This window comes from Flavobacterium microcysteis (assembly GCF_006385255.1).
GTDB classification, from domain to species: domain Bacteria; phylum Bacteroidota; class Bacteroidia; order Flavobacteriales; family Flavobacteriaceae; genus Flavobacterium; species Flavobacterium microcysteis.
On record NZ_VFJE01000056.1, the window covers coordinates 462,886 to 476,994 of the forward strand.

General features: G+C 34.9%; 11 protein-coding genes and 2 tRNA genes. 11 read left to right on the plus strand and 2 right to left on the minus strand.

What is annotated here, in order from left to right; all coding sequences use genetic code 11:
* The first annotated feature begins 2 nt into the window (after positions 1-2).
* The 9 genes from ftsA (at position 3) to FJA49_RS15770 (ending at position 8,855) form a co-directional block, all read left to right on the plus strand.
* Positions 3-1,394 (plus strand): cell division protein FtsA, encoded by a 1,392-nt coding sequence (gene ftsA, locus FJA49_RS15730; RefSeq protein WP_140001988.1) that lies wholly within the window; start codon positions 3-5, stop codon positions 1,392-1,394.
* Between the two features lie 58 nt (positions 1,395-1,452).
* Complete coding sequence (ftsZ, locus tag FJA49_RS15735; protein WP_140001990.1) at positions 1,453-3,384, plus strand: cell division protein FtsZ; 1,932 nt, start codon at positions 1,453-1,455, stop codon at positions 3,382-3,384.
* Positions 3,385-3,575: 191 nt separating this feature from the next.
* Positions 3,576-4,022, plus strand: coding sequence for a GatB/YqeY domain-containing protein (locus FJA49_RS15740; RefSeq protein ID WP_140001992.1), 447 nt, complete (start codon positions 3,576-3,578; stop codon positions 4,020-4,022).
* A 21-nt stretch (positions 4,023-4,043) separates the two neighbouring features.
* Positions 4,044-4,117, plus strand: a tRNA-Arg gene (locus FJA49_RS15745).
* A 110-nt stretch (positions 4,118-4,227) separates the two neighbouring features.
* A complete protein-coding gene (locus tag FJA49_RS15750) occupies positions 4,228-4,653 on the plus strand; it encodes a T9SS type A sorting domain-containing protein (RefSeq protein ID WP_140001994.1) in 426 nt (141 codons plus the stop codon).
* Positions 4,654-4,657: 4 nt separating this feature from the next.
* A complete protein-coding gene (locus FJA49_RS15755; protein ID WP_140001996.1) occupies positions 4,658-6,445 on the plus strand; it encodes a glycosyl hydrolase family 28-related protein in 1,788 nt (595 codons plus the stop codon).
* 98 nt (positions 6,446-6,543) lie between these two features.
* Positions 6,544-6,618, plus strand: a tRNA-Arg gene (locus tag FJA49_RS15760).
* Between the two features lie 165 nt (positions 6,619-6,783).
* On the plus strand, positions 6,784-7,725 hold the full coding sequence (locus tag FJA49_RS15765) for an AraC family transcriptional regulator (RefSeq protein WP_140001998.1): 942 nt from the start codon (positions 6,784-6,786) through the stop codon (positions 7,723-7,725).
* Positions 7,726-8,024: 299 nt separating this feature from the next.
* A complete protein-coding gene (locus tag FJA49_RS15770) occupies positions 8,025-8,855 on the plus strand; it encodes a zinc-dependent peptidase (protein WP_140002000.1) in 831 nt (276 codons plus the stop codon).
* Between the two features lie 53 nt (positions 8,856-8,908).
* On the opposite strand, the gene rpe is transcribed toward FJA49_RS15770, so the two are convergent.
* Complete coding sequence (gene rpe, locus FJA49_RS15775; RefSeq protein WP_140002002.1) at positions 8,909-9,571, minus strand: ribulose-phosphate 3-epimerase; 663 nt, start codon at positions 9,569-9,571, stop codon at positions 8,909-8,911.
* A 200-nt stretch (positions 9,572-9,771) separates the two neighbouring features.
* On the opposite strand from rpe, the gene FJA49_RS15780 reads away from it, so the two are divergent.
* Both FJA49_RS15780 and FJA49_RS15785 read left to right on the plus strand, forming a co-directional pair.
* Positions 9,772-11,055 (plus strand): M48 family metallopeptidase, encoded by a 1,284-nt coding sequence (locus FJA49_RS15780; RefSeq protein ID WP_140002004.1) that lies wholly within the window; start codon positions 9,772-9,774, stop codon positions 11,053-11,055.
* 1 nt (position 11,056) lies between these two features.
* The gene (locus FJA49_RS15785) at positions 11,057-12,586 is read left to right on the plus strand and encodes a DUF6770 family protein (RefSeq protein ID WP_140002006.1); all 1,530 of its coding nucleotides are present in this window, start codon (positions 11,057-11,059) and stop codon (positions 12,584-12,586) included.
* A gap of 640 nt (positions 12,587-13,226) precedes the next feature.
* Here the strand turns inward: FJA49_RS15785 and FJA49_RS15790 are convergent.
* Positions 13,227-14,090 carry a sigma-70 family RNA polymerase sigma factor gene (locus FJA49_RS15790; RefSeq protein WP_007804760.1) on the minus strand — a complete coding sequence of 288 codons (864 nt, stop codon included), beginning with the start codon at positions 14,088-14,090 and terminating at the stop codon, positions 13,227-13,229.
* Positions 14,091-14,109: the final 19 nt, after the last annotated feature.

Genomic DNA, 14,109 nt, shown 5'->3' on the forward strand with positions numbered 1-14,109 from the left:
ATATGGAAAAAGAGAGCATTGCAGTAGGTTTAGACATTGGGACAACCAAGATTGTCGCTATGATTGGCAAGAAGAATGAATACGGGAAACTTGAAATTTTGGGCGTTGGAAAATCCAAAAGCCTTGGTGTTGCAAGAGGCGTTGTTAATAACATTACACAAACGATTCAGTCAATCCAGCAAGCCGTTCACGAAGCGGAGGTGGATTCAGGTTATAAAATAAAAGATGTTGTGGTTGGTATTGCCGGCCAGCACATCAGAAGCATACAGCATAGCGATTACATCAGCAGAAGCAATCCGGAAGAAGTAATCAGTGAAAATGATATTGATTTGCTAATCAATCAGGTGCACAAGCTGGCAATGCTTCCTGGAGAAGAAATTATTCATGTCCTGCCGCAAGAATTTAAAATTGACGGACAGGCTGAAATCAAAGAGCCAATCGGAATGTACGGAGGAAGACTTGAATCAAGCTTCCATGTTGTGGTTGGACAGGCTTCATCCATCAGAAATGTTGGGCGTTGTATCAAAAGTTCAGGCTTGGATTTATCAGGCTTGACATTAGAACCGTTGGCTTCTGCAGATGCAGTATTGAGCCAGGAAGAAAAAGAAGCAGGTGTCGCTTTGATTGACATTGGAGGTGGAACCACAGATCTTGCTATTTTCAAAGACGGAATTATTCGCCATACGGCAGTAATTCCTTTTGGCGGAAATGTGATTACCGACGATATCAAAGAAGGATGCTCTATCATAGAAAAACAAGCGGAACTGTTAAAAGTGAAGTTTGGTTCAGCATGGCCGGGAGAAAATAAAGACAATGAGATTGTCTCAATTCCAGGCTTGAGAGGAAGAGAGCCGAAAGAGATTTCTTTGAAAAATCTATCCAAGATAATCCATGCTCGTGTAGTAGAGATTATCGATCAGGTTTTTACCGAAATCAAGTCATACGGACATGAAGATCCTCGCAAAAAATTAATTGCAGGAATTGTTTTAACAGGAGGTGGGGCCCAATTGCAGCATATCAAGCAATTGGTGGAATACATTACCGGAATGGATACAAGAATCGGTTATCCGAACGAACACTTGGCCGGAAATTCAGATGAAGAAATTTCAAGCCCATTGTATGCGACAGCCGTTGGATTGGTGATGAACAGTATCAGAAACAATACCAGAAGTGCGGTGCCGTTGAATCAGGTTGAAGTTGAAAAAGCACCTCCGGTTCAGGTTCATAAAGAAGTAGTTGTTGAAACTACAACCCATTATGAAGAGGAAGTCAGCGTAGAGCAGCCGAAAAAAGCAGAACAAGTCAAATCTGCTTCTACGGAAGGCAGGATGAAAAAGTCGTTTTTCGACAAATACATCGACAAGATAAAAGAATTTTTAGATAATGCAGAATAGGGCATAATTGCCAAACAGAAATTAAAAAGAAAAGGAAAAGAAATTAAAACCAAATATTATGATGAGCAACTCAGATTTTGGAAGCATTTCATTTGATTTACCTAAAAATCAATCAAATGTAATTAAAGTAATTGGTGTTGGAGGAGGCGGAAGCAACGCGATCAACCATATGTTTCAGCAGGGGATTAAGGGAGTGGATTTTATCGTTTGTAATACAGATTCTCAAGCATTGCAAAACAGCTCTGTTCCTAATAAGATTCAGTTGGGAGTTAATCTCACGGAAGGTCTTGGTGCAGGAGCAAATCCTGAAGTTGGACAGCAGTCGGCTATAGAAAGTATTGCCGATATCGAGAAGATGCTTGACAGCAATACAAAGATGGTTTTTATCACGGCAGGAATGGGAGGCGGAACCGGAACAGGAGCTGCGCCAGTTATTGCTCAACTGGCTAAAGAAAGAGACATCCTTACAGTGGGGATTGTTACTATTCCGTTCCAGTTTGAAGGTAAAGTGCGTTCGGAACAAGCTTTGCTTGGTGTTGAACGTTTGAGAAAACAAGTAGATTCGCTTATCGTAATCAACAATAATAAATTAAGAGAAGTATACGGAAACTTAGGGTTTAAAGCTGGTTTCTCAAAAGCGGATGAAGTTTTGGCAACAGCCTCAAGAGGTATTGCTGAAGTAATTACGCACCACTATACTCAAAACATCGACTTAAAAGATGCCAAAACAGTACTGTCAAACAGTGGTACTGCAATTATGGGGTCTGCTACTGCAATTGGTGAAAATCGTGCTAAAGAAGCGATCATCGCAGCTTTGGATTCGCCATTGTTGAATGATAACAAAATCACTGGAGCCAAAAACGTATTGTTGCTTATCGTTTCTGGAAGTAATGAAATCACGATTGACGAAATTGGAGAAATCAACGATCATATCCAAACTGAAGCTGGCTTCAATGCCAACATCATTATGGGGGTTGGTGAAGATGAAGCGCTTGGAGATTCTATTGCTGTAACAATTATCGCTACGGGATTTAACGTAGAGCAGCAAAACGAAATCGTCAATACAGAGCCAAAAAAAATTATCCACGCTTTAGAGGATGAGCAAAGAATGGGGCGTGACTTGTCGCAAAAACAAGTAGTGCCATCATTCAATTTTTCTCCTGCTCCTGTTGAAGAAAAAAAAGACACTGAAGAAAAGATTGTTTTTGCATTGGAAGACTTTGAAGTAGCTGAGGCAAAAATTGAAGAACCAGAAATGGCTTCGGATTTGGTAAAAACAACAGAATTCATCAAGAATATTGACGTAGAATTCCAGATAGTTTCACCAATCAGCGAGCACGAATTTTATATTACAACTCCTGAAGTGAGAGAAATGGAAGTGCGTGAGCCGGAATTTGTAGCCTATAAAGAAGAAGAGCAAATTACATTCTCTTTTGACTTGCCAATTAAAAATGTTGAAGCGCCAAAAGAAGACAGAATTCTTTTCGAATTATCAAACGAAACTAAAGATATTAAGGTAAACCAGCCAGTTCAGGTTGTTCCAGTAACAGAATTGAACGAAAAAGGTATCGTGAAGTATTCTTTAGAAGAATATATGGAAGTTGAAAACGAGCTGATTCAATCTAAGCCTGTTGCTAAAGTTGAAGAGCCTGTAGATAGAGAGTTGGACTTGAAGATGAAGGTTGAAGAGCCTAAATTCAATAACACTTCTTTCGAAGAAATCTCTCCGCTTGAAATGACTATCGAGCAGACTTTGAAAAAAAGAGCTGACGAAAGACGATTGAAGATGAAAGAATTTAACTATAAATTCCACAACAATCCATCAAGAGTTGATGAGTTCGAAAAAGAGCCGGCATACAAAAGAATGGGAATCGATTTGAATCAAACCCAGGCTGATAATAGCAAGTCTAGGATGTCACTAGGAACGGATAGTAACGACGATTTACAATTGCGTTCAAATAATTCCTTTCTTCACGACAACGTAGATTAACTAACTCAAACCAAAACCCGATAACCCGAAAATTGAATTGATTTTCGGGTTATTTTTTTTATCTTCGCATCAGTTTAAAAGTAGGTTAAGGGTTTTTTGAAACGTGAAATAACAATGTTTTCAGAATCCAAAAGTTTTAGAATCCTGATTTTTAAATAATTCAATAAATAGAATAGAAAAGAACCATACCAATGAGTTTACAAGATAAAATCAACGAAGAAATCAAAACGGCAATGAGAGCCAAAGACACAGTAAGTCTTGAATCTCTAAGAGCTGTAAAGTCTGCACTATTGCTTTTGCAAACTGACGCAGGTGCAAAAGAAATTTCTCAGGATGATGAAATCAAGCTTTTACAGCGCTTGGTAAAACAGAGAAAAGACAGTGCAAATATCTTTACTGAACAAGGTAGGGCTGATTTAGCTGAGCCAGAATTGTTGCAGGCTGCTGTCATTGAAAAGTTTCTTCCGGCTCAATTAAGCGAAGAAGAAGTAGAAGCTGTTGTGGCAAAAATCATTGCTGAAACAGGTGCTTCAGGAATGGCTTCAATGGGAAAAGTTATGGGACAGGCTTCTGCAGAGTTGGCTGGTAAAGCTGACGGTAAGACTATCTCCACAATAGTGAAGAAATTATTGTCATAGATTTACAATCGATAAAAAACTGACCGCGTAGTTCAACTGGATAGAATATCAGATTTCGGCTCTGAGGGTTGGGGGTTCGAACCCCTCCGCGGTCACAAACCTAAAAAATACACATTTATAGAGTTAAAAGGCTTTTACTCTATAAATGTTTTTACTTCGGGTGATTACATAGTAATGGGTTAATTGACTAAATGATTTACATTTTATGAAAAAAATTTACTCGTTTATTTTTATTGCAAATAGTTTTATAGCATATTCTCAAAATATTGATTATAAAATTAATTCTGCTTCAATTGGTAGCATGGATTTTGTTGTTGGAGTTACAGAAGTACAACTCACATACGCAATAGAATCGGAGGAAAATGTAATCCCCATAACAAATCCCAACTCCGATTTTTCGAATCAATCCGGTTTTTCTTATTTTCCAAACCCTGTAGAAGACAAGCTGTATCTTTATAAGAAAAATAATAGCTCAAATTATGAAATAGAAGTTTATAATGAGCTTGGTCAATTCATCTTTAAAGAAACAATAAAAAATAATTATATCGATCTCTCATCTCTAATCAAAGGAATGTACTTGATAGTGCCAAAACTTGAAGGAACTAAACCTTTTAAAGTTCTAAAAAAATAATAGTATGAAGAAAATTGTACTTTTAATTCTTTTTATGAATACTGCTATGTTGTATTCACAAGTGCCGCAAGCCATAAGCTATCAATCAATTGCATACAATTCTAGTAATATGCCAATTGTTAATGGTAACATAGGTATTAAAATAAGTATTCTTGACCTCACTAGCACTGGAAGCGTACTATATAGTGAAAGGCATAGCAAGACAACAAACAGTCAAGGAAATTATAGTTTGAGTATTGGAGGTGGGACAGTTCTTTCGGGAAGTTTTAATGCAATTCCATGGGGCGTTGGAAATAAGTTTCTAAAAGTAGAGCTTGATCCAATAGGAGGAACTAATTATACCGCTTCCGGAACCACACAATTTATGAGTGTTCCGTATGCTTTAAATAGCGGAACAACTATAAATGGGATAATAACAATTAAAAATATCGATGAATTAAGGTCAAGATTAACTACTGGGAATAGTGAAGGAGATGTTTGTTATGTTAAAGACTATGTAGGAAATAATGATGGCGGCGGTGGGCATTTTGTATGGAGAATAAATGGTTTTTCAAATCTAGCAGATAATGGAGGGACTATTATTGTTCCAACTAGTGCAAATCCAACAAATGGTCGATGGGTAAGAAATGTAGAAGGAACGGCAATTAATGTAAAATGGTTTGGCATTTTAGGTGATGGTGTTACCGATTATTCGTCCAAATTAGAAGATTTAATAGCCACATTTAATTCAGACAATAAGGGTGTTAAAGTTTTATTCCCAAAAGGAGTTTATAGGTTGAAAGAAATAGAAGTTCCAACCGGATTTACCTTTTATGGCGAGCAAGGCGTAAGTCACGATTTGTCGTATCGTACTCCTGTTATAATAAGACCTGCTTCTGGAGCTCAATATGTTTTTATGTTCTCAACTACTACAACTAATGCAAGTCTTGAAAATTTAAATATTGATGGTGACTTTCAAAATCCGACAGGGCAAAGCCTAATTGCAGGTGTCTTGTTTAATGGGACGGCTAATAGATTATATAATAATAATATTGTTTACTGCAAACAACATGCTGTAAAATCAACAAGTCTAAAGGTTTCTAGGATTGAAAATAATATGCTTCAAGGATTATTTGGCTCTGGCTTACCTTATGGTAATGATTCCTCACCTGATAATGGGCATATAGGGTCTTTGCATTTAACAAATACTACGGACTCTTGGATAATAAATAATGAAATTGGAATGTCTACCTCCTATGGTACGCTAAAAGACCTGACTAATAGAAAAGCAGTGGCTATATTAGGGAATAATCTTCACAACTCGATCATTAGTGGAAATGTTTTTGAAAACGGTGATAAAGGGGCCTATATAATGTATAGTACTCAAAATAGATTTTCAAATAATAGGTATGAGTTCAATGGTAGTAGCGGTATGGAGATTTTAAATAATGCCGAAAGTATTTTTACAGGAGAATTTTTCTGTGGCAATAGCCTGTCTCAAGGTGGAAGATATGATGATTTAACTATTGATACAGCCTCAAGCGTAACACCTAATCAAAGTAGTGGGTTGACATTTATCAATCCTACTTTTGTAAAAGGGAATAATGGCGGATTGATACAGGAGGGAATTGATCCAGAAAGTAGGCTGCCAAGACATAATGTGACTAATTATGCGTCAAATTCGGGTGACTGGAAAATAACTTTTGTGGCGCCTTATTTTCAGGCTTTAAGTAGAAATAAAGATGCTCAAAATAATTCATTACCAGCAGTAAATACAAATACGCCCGCACAATCTCCCTATATGGTAAATTAAAAGCTACAAATGATTTCTACAGAGTTGGCTGGTAATGCTGACGGTAAAATTATCTCTACAATCGTGAAGAAATTATTGTCATAAACAATATATAAACTGACCGCGTAGTTCAACTGGATAGAATATCAGATTTCGGCTCTGAGGGTTGGGAGTTCGAACCCCCTCCGCGGTCACTAAAAAAGTAAAACCTGAGAATGTGTGTTCTCGGGTTTTTTTATGCCTTGAAAGTTCTGTTGTAATTTGTCTGCTTTTTACAATACATCCTTAACTTTGTCTTTCACATTCGTTTGTGCACTCAAAAAATATTGGGTTAAAAAGGGTTATATAGATAAATAAGTATGACAAAAGAAGATTCTATTAAAGAGTATTACTTTAGAATTAATAAAAGCATAGATTATATTAAAGAAAATCTCCACGAAGAACTTTCTTTAGAAAAACTAGCTGACCTTTCTAATTTTTCAAAATTCCATTTCCACAGAATATTTAAGTCGGTAACAGGAACAACAATCAATGAGTTTATTAAGAAAGCCAAGATAGAGAGAGCTCTATTTTTCTTAATGAACAACCCTTCCAAAACAATTAGTGAAATTGCCATTGATTGTGGCTTTTTAAGTATGTCCTCTTTTTCAAGGAGTTTCCGTGAAGCAAAGCAGATAACGCCAAGTGAATGGCGAAAACGGCATCAAAATAGCAATATTGGTATAGCGAATAGCAATATTGGAAAAATGCAGTCCGAAATCGAAAATTACCTTGCACTCAAATTAAATAACTTAAAAAATATTGAAATGAGTGAATTTGTGAAACTTGATTTTGAAATCAAAAAACTGGAAGAGTTTAATGTTGTTTACATTAGAAATCTCAATATCCACCAGCATGACAGCGAAACATTTGGAAAAATGTTCGAACAGCTTTTTAGCTGGGCCTCTCCCAGAAATCTAGTAAATTTTCCTGAAACCAAAGCATTAACGGTTTATAGAAGTAACGCTAATTTATCAGGAATGCTCCAAGCAGATGTTTGTTTGTCTGTTCCGGAAGGAATAGTGGGAGAAGGACTAATTGGCAATACAACAATTAGTGGTGGTTTATATGCTATTTTCCATAAAGAAGCACCAATGTCTGAATGCTTTAAAACATGGAATTATATTTATGATGTATGGTTTGAAGAAAACGGGTATCAGCCAGATAACAGAAATTTCTTTTTAAGCCATTTAAATGATCCTAAATTACATCCCGAAAACTTTCATATCATTGATATTTACATACCCATAAAATTGCTGTGATTGTCATACGATTTACAAACTCCAGTAATATAAAACCAACTAAACTCAATTAGTATGTCATTTATTGTCTTATTTTCTTTGACAGCAAAGGGTTTGAGATTTAATTTTAGAATTAAGTATTTCTAAGGTTTTTGCAAAAAGGAAAGCTTTGCGGATTGAAAACCGGAACTTTTGAATTGAATTTCATTTTAAAATTTTTAAATCTTTCAGCAAATGATTCAAATTCTCTATCTTCGGATCGCAGATTTTTAAAGGGACTGGTTTAGTCCCTTTTTTATTTCTCAAAAATAATTCAGGATATGAGTGAGACTATTTTCGTTATTTTAACCTTGATAATTGCTACAATGGTGTTCCTATGCATCATTATAGGTTTTGTGCGTTTTTTTGTAGAGCCAGCTTATGTGTTGATCGTTAACAAGCCGCTGTATATTCATTGGTATCCCATTCCGAAAAAAATTAAACCATCTCAGAAACTTCTATTAGAAAGAGAATTTTCTTTTTATAGAAAACTCTCAGATAAACGAAAAGCTTATTTTGAACACCGTGTGAAATCATTTATAAGTAATTATCAGTTTCATGGTAAAGGGATTGAGGTTACGGAAGAAATGATGATTATAACTGCCGGAACCTATGTAATGCTGACGTTTGGTATGCGTTTTTATTTGACACCGCTGTTTAGGGATATTATTATTTATCCCAATCAATACGAATCTGCTCTGACGGGACAAAGCCATAAAGGAGAATTTAATCCTAGAATGAAAGCAGTAGTTTTTTCATGGGACGATTTTCTTTTAGGACACAAAACAACAAATGATAATGTGAATTTAGGGCTTCATGAATTTGGTCACGTGTTGCATTTCCATTCTAAAAAAGTAAATGGTGATCCCAGTGCGTCCATATTTTACGATGAGTTCAACGAAATCGTAAAATACTATGATGATGCCGCATTGTCGTTAGAATTGGTTCAGAAAGGCTATTTTCGTGAATATGCCTATGAAAACCAATTTGAGTTCCTGGCTGTATTGCTGGAACACTTTTTTGAGTCACCACAGATTTTTAAAACTGAACACCCTGAATTATATGAAGGAGTAAAAAAGATGATTAATTTTAAAGAAGAATACTTGAATTAATAGTATAAAAAAGCCTGTTCTCAGAACAGGCTTTTTTATTTATAGAAATGCTTTTAAAGCGATGCTGTTTTCTTTAAATCGGCAATTGTTTCCGTTGGATTGGCGGATTTAAAAACAAAGTTTCCGGCTACTAAAACATCAGCTCCTGCTTCAACCAATTGCTTGGCATTTTTATCTGTTACTCCACCATCAACCTCAATCAATGTTTCAGCCTTGTTGCGGGAAATGATTTCTTTTAACTGTCTTACTTTTTTATAAGTAGATTCAATAAACGACTGACCTCCAAAACCAGGATTCACACTCATGATACAAACCACATCGATATCATTAATAATATCTTCCAAAACAGTAACGCTTGTGTGTGGATTCAAAGCAACTCCGGTTTTCATTCCTTCTGCTTTGATAGCCTGTAGTGTTCTGTGAAGGTGTGTGCAGGCTTCATAATGAACACTCAACACGTTGGCTCCAAGTGAAGCAAAAGTCTTGATATAACGGTCAGGATCAACAATCATCAGATGCACATCGATTGTCTTTTTTGCATGTTTCTGGATAGTTTCCAAAACAGGCATTCCGAAAGAAATATTTGGTACAAAAACACCATCCATAATGTCGACATGAAACCAGTCGGCATTACTGTTATTAATCATTTCAAGATCGCGCTGTAAATTTCCAAAGTCAGCAGCCAGCACAGAAGGTGCTATTAAGGTATTTTTCATGTGTTGTTGTGTTGTTTGTTAACAAGTTGTCCGCAAAGATACTATTTCATAACTAAATTTTAAACGGATAATTTGTCTATAAAATACTGCTAGAAGATGTCACATCCTTTTTAACACAATCTGTAAGAAAAATAATTTCTATTTTTTTAAAAAGTGTATATTTGACGCCAATATCGTATAAAAAATAATTAATATCTAAAATGAGACATACGGTTTTCTTGTTTTTACTTTTTACTACTCTTGTTAGCTTTGGTCAGCAGAATTTTGTTGCCATTGATACCTTGTCTTCTGAATGTTCAAATGTTTTGGGTCAAGAGTACCAGAAAAAATTTGAATCGATAAACAAAAGCATAGTACTTAAAAAAGGTCCTGAAAAAAATCTTATCAAGGAACTGTATAGCGAAATGCAGCAGAATTTTTTAGAAAAAATAAAGCACAAAGATTTTATCTGTAATAATGACCTTGACCATTATTTAAAAGGATTGATGAATGAAATTCTTACAAAGAATAATATCAACACTCAAGATTATAAAATATTGTTGTCGAAAAATTCTGAAATAAATGCCTACAATACCGGAGACGGGACAATTGTGGTAAATTATGGGCTTTTTTTAATGGTTGAAAATGAAGATGAGCTGGTATTTGTTATTTCGCATGAAATAGGACACCAATTTTTGAATCATGTTAAAAATGGAATCGAGGCATATGCCAAACTTTCAAAATCGGAAAGCATCATTGCAAAAACAAAAGAAATTCAGCGCCAAAAATATGGCAAGGCCACCAAAGCAAGTAATCTGATGAAAAATATTATTTATGAGGATTATGAAAAACGAAGAAAGAAAGAAATTGAAGCTGATTCTATAGGATTTGTATTTTATGGAAAAACATTACGGAACCCTAAAGCGGCAGTCAATATTTTGACAAAATTAGATTTATCTGATAATGAAACAGATTCGCTTACTGTTGCAGATTACAAATTTATATTTGAAAAGAACGGATTTACTTTGAAGCAAAAATATTTCAATGAAGAAAAAAGTCTTTTTTCAAAGTATGATAAAATGAAAGGGATAAATGTAGATTCATTAAAATCACATCCGGATTGTGCAACGAGAATTAAACTGATCGAAAAAAAATTAGAAGCAAAATTCAGCGAAACGTATAGCAGTCCCAAAGCTTTTTCTGAAATAAAGAAGAATAGCATTTATCAAAATCTTTATAATTTATATTCTTCACAGCAATATGGAATTTCATTATATGAATCTCTAAAGCTCTATAAAAAACAAACAGATGATCCTGTATTGCAAAAAATAATCCATTTAAATCTCCTCAAAATTTATGAATCGCGTATTAATTACACGATTAATCGGTATGTCCCCGCTCATGATAATCTCAACAATTCTGATAGCCTGAATAGGTTTGTGAGTTATTTGAATAACATTAAAATTTCCGATTTCGAAACAATCATTAACAACTTTAAATCTTAACATGAAAAATAATTTTTTACTATTATTTTGCTTTTTTTCATTTTCAATTTTAAAAGCGCAAATTGTTGATTTGCAAAAATTATCCAAAGGCCGTCTTTATTCTTCAGATGTGATCAAAGATGAAAATAATAATTTGCGAGGCTATTTTTTACTGTTTGAGACAGATAAGATTGCAAAAGAAACCTATCAGTTGGAATATGTGGTTCTTGACGAAAACCTAACTAAAGTTACCAATGGCTTTATAACAGAAATGAAATATGAATCATGGTTTTTTAAAGCTGAAAAAATAAGTGTCAGAGTTTCTATCTATAAAGATAAGTTGCTTTTGCAATTTGCAGATTCCTTTGAAGGAACTGAATATTTTAAAAGATACAGACTTCTTTCTATTAAGGATAACCAATTAAGTAAGCCTTTTATTTACTCAAAAGGGAAGATGATTGTTGATCCGACTTTTGATAGAAAAAACACAAATATAGCTGATAATCAATCTGAGAATATTGTAGTTTATGAAGGAGTCGGTTTAATGGTAGACTCAGAATCTCTCGATAAAAAAATAACAAATCTTAATAAAAGTTATCTTGCCCATATCGATGGTGATTTTAAAGAAATTTGGAGATATAATTATAATAATGTAGAAGATAAGATACTAAACGACTTAAACTATGTGCACTCAGATGAAGATGTGATTGTTCTGTTTAAGCATCCGTATAAAGGTTCGTTGACACGCAAGTATTTGAATGAATTGTCTCTACTTTTCCTTGACTCTAAAACAGGTGTTTTGCGCAATGAATTTGCATTTCCAGAGATAGAGAAATATGGGTATAGAGTTGTTGATTGTAAAATAACTTCAGATAAGGTTTATCTATTTGGAAATTATTCGGAGACTGATAAAAAAGGTTTTATTGACGATACTGACAATTTAGGGCTTTTTAATTTTGTGTTCGATAAGAAGACCGGAAAGTTAACCAAAAGCCATTACCTGAAATGGGAATCATTGAGTGCTAAATTGCCGATAGATAAAAACGGGTATGTTAAAAAAGAAGGGTATCTTTTTCCTCATGAAATGCTTTTGACGGGCGAAGGTAAAATTATTTTGGTAGCGGAGGCTTTTCTTCAATCTCCTATAACGACAAACAATTTGTACTTTTTTGAAATGAATGATAACCTTGACGTAAACCAAGTATTTACAGTTGAAAAATTTAGAAATAAATTTCCTAAAACATCGGGTCATTCAAGTAGCATAAAAAAATACGGACTTTTCGATTTTATAGATTATCAAGATTTGGGAGATAATGAATTCTTGTTCCTATTTAGTGACAATGAAAAAAAATCTAAAAACAGAAATAAAAGCACGCTCTATGGAATCGTTTCCTATTCTGAAGGAAAGTTTAAAAAACAAACCCTGGAATTAAAGACAGAAACCAGTACTGTGAATGCTTATAACGCAAAGAAAGGCTACATAATGCTAGTTGAAGACTTTGATGAGAAAAATAAGGCTACTGAATTACGTCTTGAAAAGATTAATTATTAAGATTGAAACTTTTATATAAAAAATGATTATCGGGAGCTAGATTCCGATACGGTTATACTTCTTTTGCGGCTTTGTGTCTTTGCGTGAAAAAATGCTCGCAAAGACGCAGGGTCGCAATTTTTTTTTGAGAGGCTAAGGTGCTAAGATTCTGAGTTGCTAAGGTTGTGTGTTTTATCTGTAAAAGGGAGTGCTGTTGAAAGTGAGTTTTTGTGCCTTTAAAGAGGTTCTAAGGTGCTAAGGTTCTGAGTTGCTAAGGTTGTGTGTTTTATCTGTAAAAGGGAGTGCTGTTGAAAATGAGTTTTTGTGCCTTTAAAGAGGTTCTAAGGTGCTAAGGTTCTGAGTTGCTAAGGTTGTGTGTTTTATCTGTAAAAGAGAGTGCTGTTGAAAGTGAGTTTTTGTGCCTTCTTTCTTTTTAGTGTAAAACTCCGGAAACCCGAGCGAAAGCGAACAGACCGAAGTTTTGTTTGATAAAAAAACAAAACTCCGGTAATCAGCCGGAGTTTCAATCATCAATCAAAAAACGAACAGTTTTGAACTGTTGTTGCGTTAAATATTATAATATAAGGGTGTCAATTTTTTAGGAAAACAAGATACAAATAAAATCTAAGAATCAAAATGATTTTAAATTTTTTGCAATTTGTTAACCCAAATAGGTCTTCAAGATTTTACTTCTCGAAGTGTGTTTCAGCCTGCGGATTGCTTTTTCCTTGATTTGGCGTACACGCTCACGAGTTAAATCAAAAGTTTCACCTATTTCTTCCAAAGTCATTGGGTGCTGGTCGCCCAATCCGAAATACAAACGAACCACATCTGCTTCTCTAGGAGTCAGAGTTTCTAATGAACGTTCAATTTCAGTACGTAAAGACTCATGGATCAGCTCTCTATCTGGATTTGGTGATTCTCCTGAACGTAAAACGTCATAAAGGTTAGAATCTTCTCCTTCAACAAGAGGAGCATCCATTGAAAGGTGACGACCGGAATTTTTCATAGATTCCTTTACGTCGTTTACAGTCATGTCAAGCTCTTTTGCAATTTCTTCAGCAGATGGTGGACGCTCGTTAGATTGTTCCAACAAAGCATACATCTTGTTGATTTTATTGATAGAGCCAATCTTATTCAATGGCAGACGAACAATACGTGATTGTTCAGCCAAAGCCTGCAAGATAGATTGACGAATCCACCAAACAGCATAAGAGATAAATTTGAAACCACGCGTTTCATCGAAACGTTGTGCAGCTTTGATAAGACCTAAATTTCCTTCGTTAATTAAGTCGGGAAGTGTTAGTCCTTGGTTTTGATATTGTTTTGCTACCGAAACCACGAAACGCAAATTGGCTTTAGTCAATTTTTCTAATGCTCTCTGGTCTCCGGCTTTTATTCTTTGAGCTAATTCTACCTCTTCATCAGCTGTAATAAGATCAACTTTTCCAATCTCTTGTAGGTATTTGTCTAAGGAAGCAGTTTCACGATTTGTTACCTGCTTGGTAATTTTGAGCTGTCTCATTTAGTTTTCCTTAATTTAG

What these genes read in the sequence shown, in the direction of transcription:
- ftsA (WP_140001988.1), top strand. Translation starts at nt 3, where the DNA reads ATGGAAAAAGAGAGCATTGCAGTAGGTTTAGACATTGGGACAACCAAG.
- ftsZ (WP_140001990.1), top strand. Translation starts at nt 1,453, where the DNA reads ATGATGAGCAACTCAGATTTTGGAAGCATTTCATTTGATTTACCTAAA.
- FJA49_RS15740 (WP_140001992.1), top strand. Translation starts at nt 3,576, where the DNA reads ATGAGTTTACAAGATAAAATCAACGAAGAAATCAAAACGGCAATGAGA.
- FJA49_RS15750 (WP_140001994.1), top strand. Translation starts at nt 4,228, where the DNA reads ATGAAAAAAATTTACTCGTTTATTTTTATTGCAAATAGTTTTATAGCA.
- FJA49_RS15755 (WP_140001996.1), top strand. Translation starts at nt 4,658, where the DNA reads ATGAAGAAAATTGTACTTTTAATTCTTTTTATGAATACTGCTATGTTG.
- FJA49_RS15765 (WP_140001998.1), top strand. Translation starts at nt 6,784, where the DNA reads ATGACAAAAGAAGATTCTATTAAAGAGTATTACTTTAGAATTAATAAA.
- FJA49_RS15770 (WP_140002000.1), top strand. Translation starts at nt 8,025, where the DNA reads ATGAGTGAGACTATTTTCGTTATTTTAACCTTGATAATTGCTACAATG.
- rpe (WP_140002002.1), bottom strand. Translation starts at nt 9,571, where the DNA reads ATGAAAAATACCTTAATAGCACCTTCTGTGCTGGCTGCTGACTTTGGA.
- FJA49_RS15780 (WP_140002004.1), top strand. Translation starts at nt 9,772, where the DNA reads ATGAGACATACGGTTTTCTTGTTTTTACTTTTTACTACTCTTGTTAGC.
- FJA49_RS15785 (WP_140002006.1), top strand. Translation starts at nt 11,057, where the DNA reads ATGAAAAATAATTTTTTACTATTATTTTGCTTTTTTTCATTTTCAATT.
- FJA49_RS15790 (WP_007804760.1), bottom strand. Translation starts at nt 14,090, where the DNA reads ATGAGACAGCTCAAAATTACCAAGCAGGTAACAAATCGTGAAACTGCT.